The organism is Companilactobacillus pabuli, assembly GCF_014058425.1.
Lineage (GTDB): Bacteria > Bacillota > Bacilli > Lactobacillales > Lactobacillaceae > Companilactobacillus > Companilactobacillus pabuli.
The window spans coordinates 482,068-501,602 of the sequence record NZ_CP049366.1; the positions used below are offsets into that span (position 1 = coordinate 482,068).

Sequence of the window (19,535 nt, forward strand, 5' to 3'; positions counted from 1 at the left end):
TAGAGAATGAAGATTTATATAAGCTCCAGACATTAGGAGGTACGATTTGTGGAGCAACTTTTAAAAAGGATAATAAATTATTTTGTCGACGCTGTTTAATGGAAATTAAAAAATTACCAATTGATTTTCAGTACTGTCGTCAATGCATTAACTTAGGAAAAATTCAGGTAGACGATAAGTTAATAATTACTCCAACAGACGTCTCTTATCCAGCTCAGAGCCAATACCTACGATGGAATGGACAATTAACTTCGAATCAACAAAAAGGTGTTAGAGAGCTTATAAATGCTTTTCAAAAGAGACAAGATCATTTAGTTTGGGCCGTAACTGGTGCTGGTAAAACAGAGATGATTTTTCCTTTGATTGAACAAATATTAAAAGAAGGCCAACGAGTGGCAATGTGTTCACCTCGGGTTGACGTCTGCATTGAATTATTCCCACGAATTCAAAAAGTTTTTCCTAGAACTTCAATTGGACTTTTTCATGGCAAGAGTGAAGAAAAATATCATTTGACTCAGATTGCCATTATGACAGTTCATCAATTGATTCGTTTTGAGCATGCTTTTGACGTCTTGATAATTGATGAAGTAGATTCATATCCCCTGGAAGGTAATGAGATGCTGCATAAAGCTATCCTTAAAGCTAAAAAGACTGGTGGAATGATTGTTTATCTATCTGCTACACCACCAAAGAAATTACTTCAAGATGTTCAGCAAGGCAAAATTACCTTGAGTAAATTGTATCAAAGATTTCATGGTCATCCACTACCTGAACCGCAGTGTCATCTTTTGTTTAAAAAAATTGATTTCTGTGGTATCAATCCCCAATTGCGTTATAAATTAAATCAAATGATTCATAACAAGCAACGATTTATGTTGTTTTTCCCACAAATACCAATTATGAAATCCTTTGCTGAACAATTAAAGAAATTATATCCAACATTAATGTTTGTTGATGTGAGTTCCAAAGATAAGCAACGATTAGAAAAAGTACAACAATTTCGTGATCAAGAAGTTCAAGCTATTTTGACGACGACAATTTTAGAGCGTGGCGTCACATTCAAAAAGATTACGGTAATCGTTTTAGAAGCACAAGCCAAAGAATTTACGAAGACGACGCTGATTCAAATAGCGGGAAGAGCTGGTAGGGGAAAGGATTCTTATGATGATGAAGTCCATTTCTACTATCAATATTACACAGAGCAGATTCGTCTGGCTTGTGCAGAAATCAAATATTTAAATCAGCAGGCAAAAAAATGAGATGTTTAAATTGTGGCGCAGAAATAAATAATAATTTAAAAATATCAGAAATGTTTTTATTTCGAACTAAGATACCAAATTATATTTGTGATTTATGTCGTAGTCAGTTGGAACCATTAGAGGGACAAAACAATTGTCCGCGTTGTTGTAAACCTAATATTGGGACAATTTGTCAGGATTGTCTGATGTGGGAAAAGAAATATCAAATAATCAATTGCCATCAGGCTTTGTTTGAGTATAATCAGTTCATACACAGCTACTTCAAGCTGTATAAAAGATACGGAGATGTCTTGTTAGCACGATTATTTTATCAAGATATAAAGAGATGGTCTTTGAAACACTCTTTTGATGTAGTTACTTACATTCCTGCTAGCCCGAGTCATCTTCAAGCACGAGGTTTTGATCCGGTTTATGAGCTATATAAAGATATTTTTAATTTGAAAAAACTCTTAGTCAAAGCAGATGCTGATAAGCCACAAGCACAAAAAAATCGTTTGGAGAGGCTGCAGACTCCACAAACCTTTTATCCTTTGCCAGAATTAGAGCAGATTCAAAGAAATCAAAGTATCTTAATATTGGACGATATTTATACGACCGGACGGACTTTGATGCATAGTCATGATATATTTTTAAGAGCTGGTTTTTCTGATATTTCAACATTTTCATTATCTCGATAGTGAAAACGTTGTCATATAGGCGTAAGAATATTATAATTACACTAAAGAGATGTAAGAACGCTCTTTAATTTCCTATCGTCGGAAGGAGAGATTATTATGTTAACTATTAATGTACGTGGTGAAAATATCGAAGTAACTTCATCAATTCGCGAATACGTCGAAAAAAGACTTTCCAAAATGGAAAAATACTTTAGTGATGGAAGCAATCCAATTGCTCATGTAAACTTAAAAACATACCCTTCAAAAGGTACAAAGGTTGAAGTAACAATTCCACTACCATACATCACATTGAGAGCTGAGGAAGTAAATGATGATTTGTATGCCGGAATTGATTTAGTTGTCGATAAGCTAGAAAGACAAGTAAAGAAATTCAAGACACGTGTAAATCGTAAGAGTCGCGAGGGCGGCAGCTTGAAGGATCTTCCTTTAGATGACATTACACCAAAGGATACAGAAGAGGACAAATCACAAATTGTTAGAACAAAGCGGTTATCATTGAAACCAATGGATGCCGAAGAGGCTGTTCTACAAATGGAAATGTTAGGCCACGAATTCTTTATCTTTGAGGATTCAGAAACAAATGGGGCAAGCATCGTTTATAAACGTAACGATGGTAAATATGGTCTAATTGAAACTAACGAATAAAAATAATTTTTAAGCTGAGATGAATTGACATCTCGGCTTTTTTTGTATCTTCAGCTGAATTGTAAAGCTTTCTTAACACAAAAAGACCCGCAAATGGTGTATCATTGTAATCCTGAAAAGTCTGTTTAATTGATATTAAGTTTAAAAGTTTAAAAATTAATGCTACTATTAAGAGTATGTTTATAACACTTAGGAGAGATATATTAATATGGCAAATCCACTAAGAAAATGGGTCGAAAGTGATAAAAGAGAAGTCAAACGTATGGGCAAGATTGCCGATAAGATTGAAAGCTATGCTGATGAATACAGCAAGCTATCTGATGACGATCTAAAAGCTAAGACTCCACAATTTAAAGAAAGACTAGCTAAGGGTGAAACACTCGATGATATTTTACCTGAAGCTTTTGCTACAGCTCGTGAAGGTGCAAAAAGAGTTCTTGGACTCTATCCATTTAGAGTTCAATTAATCGGTGGTATTACTTTGCACGAAGGTAATATTGCGGAAATGAAAACTGGTGAAGGTAAAACTTTGACAGCTACATTGCCAGTATACTTGAATGCTCTTGAAGGCAAGGGTGTACACGTTGTTACAGTTAACGAATATTTGTCAGGCCGTGATGCTAAGCAAATGGGTGAATTGTACAATTGGCTAGGTTTATCAGTTGGACTAAATGTTAATAGCATGAGTTCTGAAGAGAAACGTGATGCTTACAATTGTGACATTACTTACTCAACTAATAGTGAACTAGGATTTGATTATTTGCGTGACAACATGGTTGTTTACAAAGAGCAAATGGTTCAACGTCCACTTCACTATGCTATTGTCGATGAAGTTGATTCAATTTTAATTGATGAAGCTAGAACTCCTTTGATCATTTCTGGTGCAGCTGAGAAGTCAACTGCAATGTACGTTCGTGCTGACCGTTTTGCCAAAACTCTTGAAAAAGATGATTACAAGATTGATTGGCCTACAAAGTCAATCAGTTTGACTGAAACAGGAATTAGAAAGGCTGAAGATTACTTCGGTCTTGATAACCTTTATGACATTGATAATACTGTTTTGAACCACCATTTGGATCAAGCTTTGCGTGCTAATTACATCATGAGTTTGAATATTGATTATGTGGTTCAAGAAGGCGAAGTTAAAATCGTTGACCAATTTACTGGTCGTGTAATGGATGGTCGTCGTTATTCTGATGGATTACACCAAGCTATTGAAGCTAAAGAAGGCGTAGAAATCCAAGATGAAACTAAGACTATGGCCAACATTACTTATCAAAACTTCTTCCGTATGTATGACAAGCTAGCTGGTATGACTGGTACTGCTAAGACAGAAGCTGAAGAATTTAGAGAAATCTATAACATGGAAGTTATTTCAATTCCTACTAACAAACCAGTTATCCGTGTCGACAAAGAAGACGTTTTGTACCCAACTTTGAAGAGTAAGTTTGCGGCCGTTGTTCGTGAAATCAAGAAACGTCATGCTAAGGGACAACCATTACTAGTTGGTACTGTTGCGGTTGAATCTTCAGAATACCTATCTAAGTTATTAGATAAAGAAGGTATTCCACATGCTGTCTTGAATGCTAAGAACCACGCCAAAGAAGCTGAAATTATTATGAACGCTGGTCAACGTGGTGCAGTTACGATTGCTACTAATATGGCTGGTCGTGGTACTGATATTAAACTTGGACCTGGTGTTGTTGAACTAGGTGGACTATGTGTTATTGGTACTGAGCGTCATGAATCACGTCGTATCGATAATCAGTTGCGTGGACGTTCTGGTCGTCAAGGTGATCCTGGTGTAACACAATTCTACATGTCACTAGAAGATGACTTGATGAAACGTTTCGGTTCTGATCGAATCAAACGTGTTCTAAAGGCTTTGAAGATTGAAGATGACGATGCCGTTATTCAAAGTAAGATGATGACTCGTCAAGTTGAATCTGCTCAAAAGCGTGTTGAAGGTAATAACTACGATACACGTAAGAATACTCTTCAATATGATGATGTTATGCGTGAACAGCGTGAAGTTATTTATAAAGAGCGTATGGAAGTTATCAACGAAGACAAGGATCTTGATCGAGTATTGCTTCCTATGATCGAAAGAACTATTAAGGCACAAGTTGATGTTCATACACAAGGTAAGGAAGAAGATTGGGAATTAGAAGCCATCGCTGACTTTGCCAAAGCTGCCTTAGTTAATGACGATCAAATGAGCGTTGTCGATTTACAACTTAAGAAGCCTGAAGAAATTGTTAAGTATTTGATGGACTTTGTTCACAAGAACTATGAACAAAAGAAACAACAACTTGGTGATCCTTCACAAATGCTAGAATTTGAAAAAGTTGTTATACTTAGAGTTGTTGATGAACATTGGACTGATCATATCGATGCCATGGATCAACTACGTCAATCAATTGGTCTACGTGGTTATGGACAATTGAATCCTTTGGTTGAGTACCAAGAAGAAGGATATCGTATGTTTGAAGAAATGATTTCAGATATTGAATATGATGTTACAAGACTATTCATGAAGGCCGAAATCAGACAAAATATGGAAAGATAAAAGCGGGCCGGTGGCCTGCTTTTTTTATAGGTGACGTTATGGAATTTGGTGAAATTAAAAATAAAATTTCTGAGATGGAAGACAAAATAAAGCAGTTCAGGGGGTCTCTTTGACTTAGAGAATCTCGAAGAAAGTATTGCTGAAAATGAACATCAGATGACTGAGAATGGTTTTTGGGATGATCATGAAAAAGCTCAAAAACTGATTGATGAGACTAATTCTTTAAAGGACAAATTTGATAATTTTAAAGAATTAAGTGAAGGTTTAGAAAATTTACAAGTTTTAGCCGAGCTGTATCAAGACGATCCAGAAGATGATTTGATGCAACAATTAGTAGACGATTCGTCTAAATTAGCTGAAAAGCTTCGTTCATATGAGTTAATGATGTTATTAGCCGAACCATATGATTCTCACAATGCAATTTTGGAAATCCACCCAGGAGCTGGTGGAACTGAATCGCAAGATTGGGGTTCGATGCTTTTGAGAATGTATCAAAGATGGGCTGAACAACATCATTTCTCAGTTGAAATTGAAGATTATCAACCAGGTGATGAAGCTGGTATCAAGAGTGTTTCCATGATGATTCGTGGTAAAAATGCTTATGGATTGCTGCGCTCTGAACGTGGGGTCCATCGATTGGTTAGAATTTCTCCATTCGATTCTGCTGGTCGTCGTCATACATCATTTGCATCAGTTGACGTGATGCCTGAATTGGACGATAGTATTCACGTTGATATTAATGATGATGATTTGCGAGTTGATGTATTTAGATCTTCTGGTGCCGGTGGTCAACATATCAATAAGACTTCTTCAGCGGTTAGAATTACCCATTTGCCAACAGGTATCGTTGTCAGTTCGCAAGCACAACGTTCACAATTGCAAAACAGGGAAACAGCTATGAACATGTTGAAGGCTAAGTTGTTCCAAAGAGAAGAGGAAGAACGTGCCAAGAAGCATGCTGAGATTCAAGGTGAACAACTAGATATTGGTTGGGGTTCACAGATCCGTTCTTATGTATTTCATCCATATACTATGGTCAAAGATCATCGCTCAAATTACTCTACTAGCAATGGTCAAGGCGTTATGGATGGTGATTTAGATCCATTTATTTATGCTTATCTCCAATGGAAATTACAAGGAGCCAAATAAAGATGAAGAAAAAAATCTTAGTTGTCGATGATGAACCTTCGATTTTAGAGTTGATTGAATATAATTTGGAAAGTAATGATTATCAAGTGTCCACTGCTAAAGACGGTCAAGAAGCCTTTGACAAAGTAAACGAGCAGACTTTTGATTTGATGTTGTTAGATCAAATGTTGCCCAAAATGAGTGGAATTGAAGTTTTGAAAAAAATGCGTAAATCCGGTAATCTAACGCCAGTTATTTTTCTAACAGCTGTAGATTCAGAAGATAACAAGATTGAGGGATTAGTTAGTGGTGCAGATGATTATGTCACTAAGCCCTTTAGTATTAAGGAATTATTAGCTCGAATCGAAGTAGTGTTGCGCCGAACTTCGGGAGAGAAGAAGAGTAAAACCTTTGAACTCAATACTGATGTCAAAGGACTTATTTTAGATGGCAAAGAAATTTCGCTAACTAAAAAAGAATATGAATTATTGGAATTTTTGATTAGAAATAAAGGTATTGTCGTTTCTCGAGAACAGATTTTCGACAATGTCTGGGGCATTAATTCTAATTCACAAATGCGGATGGTCGATATTCAAATTAGCCATCTTCGTGATAAAATTGAACAGGATACAAAGAACCCACAAATAATAAAAACCGTGCATGGATTCGGTTATATTTTAGAGGTATGACATTTATGAAGAAAAGAATTGGACCAATAGTTGCCATTTTGATTTCTGTTGCAATATTTTTGATTTTAGTTACTTTCTCCGATAGTATTTTGGCGGATTCTCAAAACAATATGTTTACCGAGGAAACCATCTCTTATAAAGAATTAAAGAAAAACCATGAACCTGCAGACGCAGCTAGAATTGCTGGCTTGAATTATGTCGATGCCAGTCAAGAAAATACTACGATGCAAAAAAAAGCTTACGACATGTATCACAATGGCCGGACTACTCCTGGCAAGAATTATGTGACTGATAAGACCTTTACTACTAGAACGATGTATTTCATGTCGAGTTCTAGTCGTCACATTGTAGCTAAGACCTACAATCGTTTTTGGAGCCAAAGTCCAATGACTTTTGTGATCGTTACTTTGATGTATTTCTTAATTACTGATTCAGTGATTTTATTCTATTATCGCAAGCGTCAGCAATTGAGTGCCGATATTAAAAATGTAACTGAAAACTTGCGTCGAGTTCGCAAAGATAAGGAAATGTCTTCATTGATTTTGTCACCAACTGATGAGTTATACGGTTTGGTTGAACAAACTAACAAAATTAGTATGGATATCAATGAATTGCGTGACGATGTTAGATTACGTGAAAGACGTTTTCGTGGTTTGGTTGGACATTTGCCAATTGGAGTTATGTTGTTGAACTCGCAAGGGGATGTCTTGTTGCACAATCAAGCGATGTCGAGTTTGTTGGATGAAAATATTTCTAATGAAATTCATCCGTTCATTGAAGATGTTAAAACTTATAGTTTGAGTCGTATGATTGAGCATACTTTGAAGAAAAACAAGAACCATCATCGTGAAATTCAATTAGTTGGTAATTCACAAAAATTTGTGGATGCTAATGTTATTCGTTTGGTTCACTCAAGAGAAGATTATGAACAACAAGTCCTAGTAATCTTGTATGATTTAACACAGAGTCGTCAAATTGAGCGTATGCAAGTAGACTTTGTTAATAATGTCAGTCACGAATTAAAAACGCCGGTAACCTCAATTGAAGGCTTCTCAGAGACTTTGCTTAATGGTGCTAAAGATGATCCTAAGAAGCTAGATCATTTCTTGGGAATTATTCATAGCGAAAGTGTTCGTTTGTCTGATTTAATTCAAGATATTTTGTCATTATCTAAAGTTAAACGTGATACGCAAAAGGCTGATACGATTAATTTGCATGATGACATTGATAAGATTTTGGATCGTCAGTCAATTGCGATTAAGAAGCACAATATAACAGTTAAACAACAGTACTTTGGTAATCCCGAAGTAACGATCAATAAAGAAAAAATCAATCTTGTCTTCCGTAATTTGATCAAGAATGCCATTTCTTACAACAAAGAAAATGGTGAGATTGATTTAGAAGTACATCATGATGAAATTGAAAATCGAATTAAATTTGTTATTAAAGATACTGGAATTGGAATCTCTGAAGAAGATCAAGGTCGAATTTTTGAAAGATTTTATCGAGTTGACCGTTCCAGAAGTCTGGAAACCGGTGGAACTGGGTTAGGATTGGCTATCGTCAAGGAGACCCTTGATACATTGGACGGAGATATCAGAATCGAGTCTAATAAGGGATTAGGGACAACGTTTACAGTTGACGTACCACTTTAATAAAATTGCTGCAACAAAATATTTTATTTTGTTACAGCTTTTTTTTATACAAAAAATATACAATTGTGTATTATTCTAGTCGGATAGAGGTGAGAACATTGAAAAAGAGACTTGTTGCATTATTTGCAATTATGATTCCAATTATTTTTGTTTTGAGTGGTTGCAAAGGCACTTCAAGCCAAGAAACTATTACAGCAGTTGGTTCGTCAGCTGCTCAACCGTTAGTGGAATTAGCGGGGGAAGAATTTTCAAAGAGTAACCCCAATAGATACGTTAACGTCCAAGGTGGAGGAACCGGTACAGGACTCAGCCAGATTCAACAAGGTGCCGTAAATATCGGTAATTCTGATTTGTATGCAGAGCAGAAAAAGGGTATTGATGCTAGCAAACTTGTTGATCATCGAATAGCTGCAGTTGGAATGATTCCAATCGTTAATAAAGACGTCAAAGTTAAGTCACTGACGATCAAGCAATTACGTGAGATTTTTTCCGGCGAAATAACTAACTGGAAACAAGTTGGTGGTCAAGACTTAAAAATCACGATTATCAACCGTGCTGATGGTAGTGGTACTAGAGCTGCTTTTGAAAGCGACGTTATGAACGGGGCACCATTTGTCCGCTCACAAGAACAAGATTCTAGTGGAATGGTCCGTCAAATCGTTAACAATACAGCTGGTTCAATCAGTTATTTGGCTATGCCTTATTTAAATGACGCAGTTAAGACCGTAAATATAAATGGCATTGCGCCAACAATTAAAAATATTGAAAACAATAAATGGAAGATTTGGTCATACGAGCATTTGTATACAAATGGTCAACCAAGTTCTATGACTAAAGAGTTTCTTGAATTCATTATGACTGATAGGATTCAAAATAAAGTTGTTAAAAAAATGAATTATGTTCCAATTAATGAAATGAAGTATCAAAAGGATTATAAGGGCAATGTTACGCCCGTTTCAAAGGGGGTAAAGTAATTTGAAAGATCCAATCAAAGAAAGTTTAACGAAAAAATCAGTTTCCGCTAAACGTGAAACTCGCGGTAAGATTATATCTTTCAGTTTTACTGCCATTATTGTCTTATTAGTGGTTACGATTATTGGTTTTATCGCATCACGTGGGGTTTTAATCTTTATTAAAGATGGTGTAAATCCAATTGATTTTCTAACGCATTCTGTTTGGGCTCCAAATAAACTTGATAGTGCTGGACATCCAATTGTGGGAGCTGCGCCGATGATTGTTGGCTCGTTTGCAGTTACCTTGATTGCAGCTCTAATCGGTACGCCATTTGCGATTGCGGCCGCTTTATTTATGACAGAGATTTCGCCTAAATGGGGGCGCAAAATTTTACAACCTGTGATTGAATTATTAGTAGGTATTCCTTCAGTTGTTTACGGATTTATCGGTTTAACAATTGTGGTACCTTTTGTAAGAAAAATTGCTGGTGGTAGTGGATTTGGTATTTTAGCTGGATCATTTGTTTTATTCGTAATGATTTTGCCAACAATTACTTCAATGTCCGTTGATGCATTAAGGGCAGTTCCAAGATATTATCGTGAAGCTTCCTTAGCCTTAGGTGCTACTAGATGGCAAACGATTCACAAAGTAATCTTGAGGGCAGCTACACCAGGATTATTGACAGCTGTTGTCTTTGGTATGGCAAGAGCTTTTGGTGAAGCTTTGGCTGTTCAAATGGTTATCGGTAATGCCATGCTACTACCACAAAATTTGGTTTCGCCATCATCGACTTTAACTAGTGTTTTGACGATGAATATGGGAAATACCATTATGGGATCAACGCCTAACAATGCGCTTTGGTCATTAGCTTTACTATTGTTGTTGATGTCTCTATTCTTCAACTTCATCATCAGATCAATTGCTAAGCGAGGTGAATTCTAGTGTTTAATGAGAAAAATAAAGACAAGATCGCTACAGGTGTCATTTATGTGATGTCAGGCATTATTGTCTTAATCTTGCTAGGTTTATTGATTTATATTTTGGGTAGTGGTTTGAGATATGTTAATTGGCATTTCTTAACTTCTGGTTCAAAAGCTTTCCAAGCCGGAAGTGGTGTTGGAATTCAATTATTCAACTCGTTTTTCTTATTGATTTTGTCGATGTTGATTTCAATTCCAATCTCAATTTGTGCCGGAATTTACTTGTCTGAATACGCTGGAAAGAATAAATTCGTTGAATTGATTCGTGTTTCGATTGAAGTTTTAAGTTCTTTGCCATCAATCGTTGTCGGTTTGTTTGGATTCTTGATTTTTGTAATTAGTTTTAAATTTGGATTTTCAATCCTTTCTGGTGCGCTAACTTTGACAGTCTTTAACTTGCCAATTCTAACGAGAAATGTGGAAGATTCATTGAAGTCTGTTCCTCAGTCTCAACGAGAAGCTGGACTTGCTTTAGGATTATCAAAATGGGAAACAGTGATTCACGTTATTATTCCTGATGGATTACCAGGAATTATTACCGGGATGATCATTGGTGCCGGAAGAGTATTTGGTGAGGCTGCGGCTTTGATTTATACAGCCGGTCAATCTGCTCCACCTTTAGACTTTACTAATTTCAATATCTTCAGTATCACAAGTCCGTTGAACTTGATGAGACCAGCTGAAACTTTGGCGGTACATATTTGGAAAGTTAACTCTGAAGGTTTGATTCCTGATGCAGTGCAAGTTTCTGCCGGAGCTTCAGCCGTGTTGATTATTGCCGTATTGATTTTTAATCTTCTATCTAGATATATTGGTAATTTAGTTTATAAAAAGATGACGGGTGAGTAGAATATGACAGAACAAAATGAACAACAATACATCCTTCATTTGGACGAGGATAAACATGAAATCGCCATGAAGACTAAGGATCTACAAGTTTTTTATGGCGAAAAAGAAGCCATGCACAAAGCATCGCTTCAATTTGAAAGATACAAGATTACCTCTTTAATCGGTGCCTCTGGTTCTGGTAAATCGACTTATTTAAGATCTTTAAATCGAATGAACGATGAAGTACCAAGTGCTAGTGTTAAAGGTCAGATCATGTATCGTGGTTTAGATATCAATAAAGATAATGTTGATATTTATGAAGTTAGAAAACATATTGGGATGGTTTTTCAACGTCCTAATCCATTTTCTAAATCAATTTATGACAATATTACTTTTGCTTTAAAACGTCATGGCTTACATGACAAGGATAAATTAGATGAAATCGTTGAGACAACTTTGAAACAAGCTTCCTTATGGGACCAAGTTAAAGATGATCTTAACAAAAGTGCATTAGCACTCTCTGGGGGTCAACAACAAAGACTTTGTATTGCTAGAGCCATTGCAATGAAACCGGATATTTTATTGATGGATGAACCTGCAAGTGCGCTAGATCCAATATCAACGTCAAATGTTGAAGAAACAATGTTGAGCTTGAAGGATAAGTTTACAATTATTATCGTTACGCACAACATGCAACAAGCAGCTAGAATCAGTGATTACACAGCATTTTTCCACATGGGACATGCTGTCGAATTTAATGAAACTAGAAAAATCTTTACGCGTCCTAAGATTAAGACAACTGAAGATTATGTTTCTGGACACTTTGGATAGGAGCACTCATATTGACAGAAAAAATTTTAACATCATCTGATGTACATTTATTTTATGGTAAAAAAGAAGCCTTAAAAGGCATTAATCTGGACTTCAACAAAAATGAAATCACAGCTTTGATTGGTCCTTCTGGATGTGGTAAGTCAACTTATCTTAGATGTCTTAACCGCATGAACGACTTGATTCCTGATGTAACGATCACTGGAACTATTAGTCTAAATGGAAAAAACATTTATGCTCCTAATATTGATACGGTTGAATTGCGTAAACAAGTTGGAATGGTTTTTCAACAACCAAATCCATTTCCTTTTTCAATTTATGATAATGTAGTATATGGACTAAGACTTGCGGGCGTGAAAGATAAAGCTGTTTTGGATGAAGCTGTTGAAACTAGTTTGCAAAGTGCTGCTGTTTGGGATGACGTCAAAGATAAATTACATCAAAGTGCTTTGTCATTATCCGGTGGTCAGCAACAGAGAGTATGTATTGCTAGAGTTTTGGCAGTGAAACCTGATATCATCTTATTAGATGAACCAACTTCAGCTTTGGATCCAATTTCTTCATCCAAGGTTGAAGATACTATGCTTCGCTTACGTGAGGATTACACAATTATTACCGTTACACACAATATGCAACAGGCATCAAGAATATCAGATCAGACCGCTTTCTTCCTAAATGGGGAATTGATTGAGGCGGATAAAACTAGAAATATTTTCTTAAATCCGAAGGAAAAACAAACGGAGGATTATATTTCTGGAAAATTCGGTTAGGAGAAAAGAAAATGCGTACTACTTTTGAAGAACAATTAAATAATCTACATTTACGGTTCTCAGAGATGGGTATGATGGCCAGTGAAGCCATTATGAAATCCGTTAAAGCATATATAGATCATGACAAGGCTTTGGCAAAAGATGTAATTCAGCATGACCATGTAATCAACAAACGAGAAATGGATCTTGAAAAAGAATCTTTTGAAATGATTGCTCTGCAACAACCTGTGACATCCGATTTAAGAATGATTGTGACAGTATTAAAGGCAAGTTCTGATTTAGAGCGAATGGGTGACCATGCTGTAAGTATTGCGCAAGAAACAATTCGGGTCAAAGGTGAGACTAGAGTTCCAGAAATCGAAAAGGTCATTGGTGAAATGGGCGATATGGCAACATCTATCGTTGAAGATTCACTAGAAGCTTATCTAAAAAGAGACAGTAAGATGGCTGAAGAAGTTGCTCATCGCGATATTGAAATCGATGCTAAAAGTACTATGATCAATGAATTGTGTATTAAAGATATGCAAAAGACTGTTGAGAATGTTTTGAGTGGCTCCTCTTACATGTTAGTAGCTAGTTATTTGGAACGTGTTGGTGACTATGCAACTAATATTTGCGAATGGGTAGTTTACTTGAACACTGGACATGTGGTAGAACTGAATCGGAAGCATATTGCTGAATAGGCATGTGTTTAATATTTTTGGAACGAGTTGAGGTGATATTTTATGAGAAATAGGATCACGAGATCTAGTACAAATCGGATGCTTGCAGGTGTTTGTGGAGGATTAGGTGAGTACTTTGGAATCGACTCGACTTGGATTCGCCTGTTATTTATTTTCTTAACACCGTTGACTTATTTTTTGACGATTTTGGTTTATGTAGTTTGCGTCTTTTCATTTCCGGAAACTCGTAACATTCAAGAAACTGATTTTAGAAAGAAATACCGTCGACCTAAGGCTCCCAAAAAATATTATTGATTTAAATACTAATTAAATGAGGGTATGCAATGAAGTTATTAATCAGACTGGTAATTCAAACGCTGTTGTTTTTAGCAATTGCGCGTGTTTTGCCGGGGATGTTTCAAATTGATAGTTTAGGTACGGCTATTTTAGCAAGTTTGGTTTTGGTAATTCTGAATGGAACTATTAAGCCACTGTTGCACATTATTTCATTGCCGATTACTTTTATCACTTTCGGATTATTTTCGTTTGTGATTAATGCTATTACTTTGGAACTGACTTCTGTTTTAGTAGGATCAGCAAGTTTTCATTTTAATGGTTTTGGTTCGGCATTAGTCGTAGCAGTAATTTTAGCAATTTGTTATTCTATTATTAACAATTATACGAAAGACAATTTTCAAAGACGCGTCTAGAACGCGTTTTTTTTGTATCATTTAATGATAAACTTAAGGTAAAACATGAATTAGTGAGGCTGGGTTATGACAAATTTTGTTACTGTATCACAATTGGTAAAAGATAATGAATTAAAAGTTTATAGCGGCGAAGAGCTTCTTGAAGGTAAAAAAGTTATTACTAGTGATATTTCTCGTCCAGGAATTGAGTTAACTGGTTACTTTGACTATTATCCTAGTGAAAGAATTCAATTATTTGGACAAACTGAATCGGCTTATTCACGTTCAATGACAAGCAACAACCGTTATAAGGTTATGTTGGAATTGTGTCGTGAAGATACGCCAGCACTACTTATTTCTAGAAATATTCAACCTAGTAAAGAAATTTTGCAAGCGGCTAAGGAACACAACGTACCGGTAATTGGTTCGACTTTACCTACAACAAGACTTTCTAGTATGATTACTGAATACCTCGATGAAAAATTAGCACCTAGAGAATCCATCCACGGTGTTTTAGTCGATGTTTATGGTATTGGAATCCTATTGACAGGACATTCTGGAATTGGTAAGAGTGAAACAGCTTTGGAACTAGTTAAGAGAGGTCACCGTTTGATTGCTGACGATCGTGTCGATGTTTACCAACGTGATGAAAAAACTATCGTTGGTGAAGCTCCTAAGATTTTAAATCACTTGCTAGAAATTCGTGGTATCGGAATTATCGATGTGATGAATCTCTTCGGTGCCGGTGCTGTTCGTTCCAAGAGTGAAATTCAATTGATCATCAATTTGGAAAATTGGTCAGCTGATAAGAATTACGATCGAATCGGAACTTTGGAAGATAAGCGTACTTTCTTTGACGTTGATGTTCCTCAAATCACTGTACCAGTTAAAGTTGGTCGTAATATTTCTATCATTATTGAAGTTGCGGCGATGAACTATCGTGCTAAAAAGATGGGCTACGATGCCACTAAGAAATTCGAAGATAATTTAGGCTTATTGATCAAAGAAAATGAAGCCAAAACAAAAAATGATGGAGAAGGTAAGTAATGAGTTTTAACCTATTAGCATTGAATCCAATTGCGTTTAATCTGGGGGGATTACAAGTACATTGGTATGGAATCATCATTGCCTTAGGCGCTTTAGTAGGTGTCATTATGGCAATGCGTGAGGCCAAAAGACGTCATCTCGATCCAGATAATATTTTGGATTTAGTCTTGTATGGGGTACCGATTGCCTTAGTTGGTGCTCGATTGTATTATGTGATTTTTGAATTGCCATTTTATCTGGCCAATCCGAGTGAAATTATTAAGATTTGGCACGGTGGAATTGCCATTTATGGTGGTTTGATCGCTGCTTTTATCGTATTACTAGTCTTGTGCAAAAAGAGAAATATTTCTCCTTGGTTGATGTTAGATATTGCAGCACCATCAGTCTTATTTGGTCAAATTGTTGGTCGTTGGGGTAATTTCATGAATCAAGAGGCTTTTGGTGCCAAAACTAGTTTAGACTTTTTGCAATCATTGCATTTGCCACATTTTATTATTGAACAAATGTATATCAATGGAGCTTATCGTCAACCAACATTTTTGTATGAATCTGTTGGAAATTTGATTGGTTTAGTTTTGATCTTAGTTTTGAGAAATAAAAAGCACCTCTTTAAGCGTGGAGAAGTATTTTTAGCCTACTTAATTTGGTATCCAGCTGTTCGATTCTTTGTCGAAGGGATGCGAACGGATAGTTTGTACATCCTTCCTGGAGTTAGAGTTTCACAAGTCTTATCATTAGTTTTATTCGTTGTCGCTATCGGTTTATTCATTTATCGACGTAAACGACAAAAACAACCTTGGTACAATGAATTGTGAGCAACTTAATTGCCAAGTTGAAAAATAATGGTAATATTTGTTGAGTAATAGGAGGTAATTCGACGATGAAAACATATGATGTAGTAGTTATTGGTGCGGGACCTGGTGGTTTAACAGCTGCTTTATACGCTTCACGTGCTAATTTGTCAGTAATGATTCTTGATCGTGGTATTTATGGTGGTCAAATGAACAACACCGCTGCAATCGAAAATTATCCTGGCTTTGATTCAATTTTGGGCCCAGACCTAAGTGAAAAGATGTATAAATCATCAACTCAATTTGGAGCTGACTTTGGTTATGGTGCTGTTGAATCAGTTGAAGATAAAGGGAATGTTAAAATCATCCATACAGATGATGGCGATTATGAAACAAAGGCTTTGATTATTGCCACTGGTTCACAATACAAGAAGATTGGCGTACCTGGTGAGGAAGAATTATCAGGTCGTGGAGTTTCTTACTGTGCTGTCTGTGATGGTGCATTCTTCAAAGGTCAAGACGTTGCCGTTATCGGTGGTGGAGATTCTGCCGTTGAAGAAGGTATTTATTTAACACAATTAGCTAAGTCCGTAACAATTATTCACCGTCGTGATCAATTACGTGCCCAAAAGATTTTGCAAGATCGTGCATTTAAGAATGATAAGATCAAATTCGTTTGGAATGCTGATGTTAAGGAAATCACAAGTGAAGACGAAAAGGTTTCCGGTGTACGTTATGTTGACAAAAAGACTGGTGAGGAACATGTCGTTCCAGCTAAGGGTGCCTTTATCTATGTTGGTATCAAACCAATGACTGAACCATTCAAGGGCCTAGGTGTGCTTGATAAAGATGGTTGGATCGATACTAATGAACACATGGAAACAAAGGTTCCTGGAATCTTTGCTGTCGGTGATGTTAGAAAGAAAGACTTGCGTCAAGTTGCTATCGCTGTTGGTGAAGGTGGAATTGCCGGACAACAAGCTTACAACTATATTCAAGAACTTTCTGATAGTGAAGTTTCGGCTAAGTAATCATTTTATAAATAAATTGAGGGTTATGTAAAAGAGAATTGTTCTCTTTTACATAACCCTTTTTTGTTATTTGGGACTGTAGGGATTGGTTAATATTCGAAAAATAAAATTTCTAAAAGTGGTTCCATTTTGTACATGTTTAAACATATAGTATAATGTGTATAAAAAGATAGGAAGTGATTCTTATGCGTGAAGTAGTAAATAATAATATGGATCGTTTGATGAATGAATCCGGTTTTAATATTGCAAAAAACTTGAAAATCCTTAGAAGAGAAAAAAACGTTACTCAAAAGGAAGTTGCCCAACATTTAAATATTGATGTCACAACCTTATCTCACTATGAAACTGGTATTAGAATGCCAGATATCGATACTTTGATTGCTTTAGCTAGATACTATAATACGGATATTAACAGGATCATCAGTAGTGAAGCTTACTAATTTGTAAATTTGAAGCACAATTTTAAGTCTCTTTTAAATTTTTATTGTTAAAGTTGTGTAAATCAAATTTTAATAGTACTTTAGGATTGCTATAATAGCTGTAGGTACTTACAAATTAGGAGGACGAATTTAATGTCTTGGCAAGATAATATGCAACAATGGCTCGACTATAAAGATTTAGATCCAGATATGAAACAACAGCTCAATGAGATGAAGAATGACTCAAAAGTAGCTGAAGAAGCTTTCTATGAACCTATGGAGTTCGGTACAGCAGGTATGCGTGGTTTGATTGGACCTGGTATCAACCGCATGAATATTTATACGGTTCGTCAAGCTACTGAAGGACTAGCATCATTTATGGATACTTTGGACGAAAAAGTGAAAGCCCAAGGTGTAGCAATTAGTTATGATTCTCGCTACTATTCACAAGATTTTGCTTACGAATCAGCTAAAGTTTTGGGTGTTCACGGAATTCACAGTTACGTCTTTGATAGTTTGAGACCAACACCGGAATTATCTTTTGCTGTAAGAAGCTTGCACACTTATGCAGGAATTATGATTACGGCAAGCCACAATCCTAAGCAATACAATGGTTTCAAAATTTATGGTCCAGATGGGGGACAAATGCCTCCAGCTGAATCTGACAATATTACTAGTTTTGCTCGTAAAGCTAGCGACCTCTTTAGCATCAAGGTTATGTCAGTACCTCAATTGCGTGCTGACAAGTTGTTGACTTTGATTGGTGAAGACGTTGATTTGAATTATATGAAGAATCTTGAAACAGTAATCGTAAATCCTAAGTTGATTGAAGATATTGGTGACAAGATGAAGTTTGTTTACTCACCACTTCACGGAACAGGTAAGATGATTGCTCCAAGAATTTTCCAAAAATTAGGTTTTAAGAATTTCAACATGGTAACAGAACAAGCCATCCTTGATCCAGAGTTTGCGACAACTCCTTTCCCTAATCCGGAATTTGCCCAAACTTTTGATTTGGCTATCGAACGTGGTAAAAAGATTGGTGCTAATATTTTAATTGCAACTGATCCTGATGCTGATCGTTTAGGAGCCGCAGTAAGACAACCGGATGGTTCTTATAAATTAATGACTGGTAATCAAATTGCTTCAGTTCTATTGAACTATCTTTTGATGGCTAAAAAAGACTTGAAGGAATTACCAGCTAACGGAGCAGTTGTTAAATCAATTGTATCTTCAGAATTGGCTACAGCAATTGCTAATAAATATGATGTTAAGATGTTCGACGTTTTGACAGGATTCAAATATATTGCCGAAACAATTGAACAATTTGAAAAGACTAATAGCCATGAATTCCTCTTTGGATTCGAAGAAAGTTACGGTTATCTAGTTAAACCTTTCGTTCGTGATAAAGATGCTATGCAATCAACTCTTTTGTTGGCTGAAGCAGCTGCTTATTATGAATCAGAAGGTAAGACAATCTATGATGCTCTAGAAGATCTTTACAAAGAATTTGGTTATTATCGTGAAAAGACTATTTCCAAGACTTTTGAAGGTATTTCTGGAAAAGACAAAATGGCTCAAATCATGAAGACACTTCGTGAAGAAGGTATCGAGTCAATCAATGGCGTTAAAGTAGTTGAATCAATTGACTACTTGAATAACACCGATGTCACTGCCAGTGGTACTAAGGAAACGGGTCTACCAAAGGCCAACGTTTTGAAGTACGTTCTAGCTGATGACACGTGGGTTGCCGCTAGACCATCAGGAACTGAACCTAAGATGAAGTTCTACATTGGTGTTAAGAGTGACACTGAAGATGGTGCCGCTAAGAAACTAGCCGAATTTGCTAAAGAAATCGAAGGCTGGGAATAAAAAAATAGACCTTATTAGGATGCTGATATTCCTAATAAG

General features: G+C 36.1%; 20 protein-coding genes. All 20 read left to right on the plus strand.

Features of this window, described 5'->3' with window-relative positions; translation table 11 throughout:
* Window positions 1–98 precede the first annotated feature (98 nt).
* The 20 genes from G6534_RS02265 to G6534_RS02360 all read left to right on the plus strand — a co-directional run bounded on the left by G6534_RS02265 (window position 99) and on the right by G6534_RS02360 (window position 19,496).
* Window positions 99–1,259, plus strand: a complete 1,161-nt coding sequence (locus tag G6534_RS02265) for a DEAD/DEAH box helicase family protein (RefSeq protein ID WP_059074046.1) — start codon at window positions 99–101, stop codon at window positions 1,257–1,259.
* Window positions 1,256–1,936, plus strand: coding sequence for a ComF family protein (locus tag G6534_RS02270; RefSeq protein WP_059074045.1), 681 nt, complete (start codon window positions 1,256–1,258; stop codon window positions 1,934–1,936). Before G6534_RS02265 ends, G6534_RS02270 begins: the two co-directional genes overlap by 4 nt.
* Window positions 1,937–2,032: 96 nt before the next feature.
* Window positions 2,033–2,581, plus strand: a complete 549-nt coding sequence (gene hpf, locus G6534_RS02275; RefSeq protein WP_010020547.1) for a ribosome hibernation-promoting factor, HPF/YfiA family — start codon at window positions 2,033–2,035, stop codon at window positions 2,579–2,581.
* Window positions 2,582–2,789: 208 nt separating this feature from the next.
* A complete protein-coding gene (secA, locus tag G6534_RS02280; RefSeq protein ID WP_059074044.1) occupies window positions 2,790–5,150 on the plus strand; it encodes a preprotein translocase subunit SecA in 2,361 nt (786 codons plus the stop codon).
* A 38-nt stretch (window positions 5,151–5,188) separates the two neighbouring features.
* Window positions 5,189–6,299 (plus strand): peptide chain release factor 2 gene (gene prfB, locus G6534_RS02285; protein WP_238788910.1). Its coding sequence is split into 2 segments (ribosomal slippage): window positions 5,189–5,260 and window positions 5,262–6,299, totalling 1,110 coding nucleotides; the frame shifts between segments, so codons are not numbered across the junction.
* A gap of 2 nt (window positions 6,300–6,301) precedes the next feature.
* Window positions 6,302–6,967: a response regulator transcription factor gene (locus G6534_RS02290; protein WP_059074042.1), complete on the plus strand. Its 666-nt coding sequence runs from the start codon at window positions 6,302–6,304 to the stop codon at window positions 6,965–6,967.
* 5 nt (window positions 6,968–6,972) lie between these two features.
* Complete coding sequence (locus G6534_RS02295; RefSeq protein WP_059074041.1) at window positions 6,973–8,622, plus strand: sensor histidine kinase; 1,650 nt, start codon at window positions 6,973–6,975, stop codon at window positions 8,620–8,622.
* A 98-nt stretch (window positions 8,623–8,720) separates the two neighbouring features.
* Window positions 8,721–9,596, plus strand: a complete 876-nt coding sequence (locus tag G6534_RS02300) for a phosphate ABC transporter substrate-binding protein PstS family protein (protein WP_082666920.1) — start codon at window positions 8,721–8,723, stop codon at window positions 9,594–9,596.
* 1 nt (window position 9,597) lies between these two features.
* Window positions 9,598–10,518 (plus strand): phosphate ABC transporter permease subunit PstC, encoded by a 921-nt coding sequence (gene pstC / locus G6534_RS02305; RefSeq protein WP_059074040.1) that lies wholly within the window; start codon window positions 9,598–9,600, stop codon window positions 10,516–10,518.
* Window positions 10,519–10,568: 50 nt separating this feature from the next.
* Window positions 10,569–11,405 carry a phosphate ABC transporter permease PstA gene (pstA, locus tag G6534_RS02310; RefSeq protein ID WP_050783103.1) on the plus strand — a complete coding sequence of 279 codons (837 nt, stop codon included), beginning with the start codon at window positions 10,569–10,571 and terminating at the stop codon, window positions 11,403–11,405.
* Between the two features lie 3 nt (window positions 11,406–11,408).
* Window positions 11,409–12,215 carry a phosphate ABC transporter ATP-binding protein PstB gene (gene pstB / locus G6534_RS02315; RefSeq protein WP_057814014.1) on the plus strand — a complete coding sequence of 269 codons (807 nt, stop codon included), beginning with the start codon at window positions 11,409–11,411 and terminating at the stop codon, window positions 12,213–12,215.
* 11 nt (window positions 12,216–12,226) lie between these two features.
* The gene (gene pstB / locus G6534_RS02320; RefSeq protein ID WP_010020535.1) at window positions 12,227–12,985 is read left to right on the plus strand and encodes a phosphate ABC transporter ATP-binding protein PstB; all 759 of its coding nucleotides are present in this window, start codon (window positions 12,227–12,229) and stop codon (window positions 12,983–12,985) included.
* Between the two features lie 11 nt (window positions 12,986–12,996).
* Entirely contained in the window at window positions 12,997–13,668 is a 672-nt protein-coding gene (phoU, locus tag G6534_RS02325) for a phosphate signaling complex protein PhoU (RefSeq protein WP_182083103.1), read from the plus strand.
* Window positions 13,669–13,710: 42 nt separating this feature from the next.
* Window positions 13,711–13,962 (plus strand): PspC domain-containing protein, encoded by a 252-nt coding sequence (locus tag G6534_RS02330; RefSeq protein ID WP_059074038.1) that lies wholly within the window; start codon window positions 13,711–13,713, stop codon window positions 13,960–13,962.
* Window positions 13,963–13,991: 29 nt separating this feature from the next.
* Entirely contained in the window at window positions 13,992–14,357 is a 366-nt protein-coding gene (locus tag G6534_RS02335; protein ID WP_057814026.1) for a phage holin family protein, read from the plus strand.
* A gap of 66 nt (window positions 14,358–14,423) precedes the next feature.
* Window positions 14,424–15,383 (plus strand): HPr(Ser) kinase/phosphatase, encoded by a 960-nt coding sequence (hprK, locus tag G6534_RS02340; protein ID WP_057814028.1) that lies wholly within the window; start codon window positions 14,424–14,426, stop codon window positions 15,381–15,383.
* Window positions 15,383–16,198, plus strand: a complete 816-nt coding sequence (gene lgt, locus G6534_RS02345) for a prolipoprotein diacylglyceryl transferase (RefSeq protein WP_059074037.1) — start codon at window positions 15,383–15,385, stop codon at window positions 16,196–16,198. Before hprK ends, lgt begins: the two co-directional genes overlap by 1 nt.
* A 65-nt stretch (window positions 16,199–16,263) precedes the next feature.
* Window positions 16,264–17,205: a thioredoxin-disulfide reductase gene (gene trxB / locus G6534_RS02350; RefSeq protein ID WP_182083104.1), complete on the plus strand. Its 942-nt coding sequence runs from the start codon at window positions 16,264–16,266 to the stop codon at window positions 17,203–17,205.
* Between the two features lie 185 nt (window positions 17,206–17,390).
* Entirely contained in the window at window positions 17,391–17,645 is a 255-nt protein-coding gene (locus G6534_RS02355) for a helix-turn-helix domain-containing protein (protein ID WP_057814034.1), read from the plus strand.
* 132 nt (window positions 17,646–17,777) lie between these two features.
* Window positions 17,778–19,496 carry a phospho-sugar mutase gene (locus G6534_RS02360; RefSeq protein ID WP_059074034.1) on the plus strand — a complete coding sequence of 573 codons (1,719 nt, stop codon included), beginning with the start codon at window positions 17,778–17,780 and terminating at the stop codon, window positions 19,494–19,496.
* Window positions 19,497–19,535: the final 39 nt, after the last annotated feature.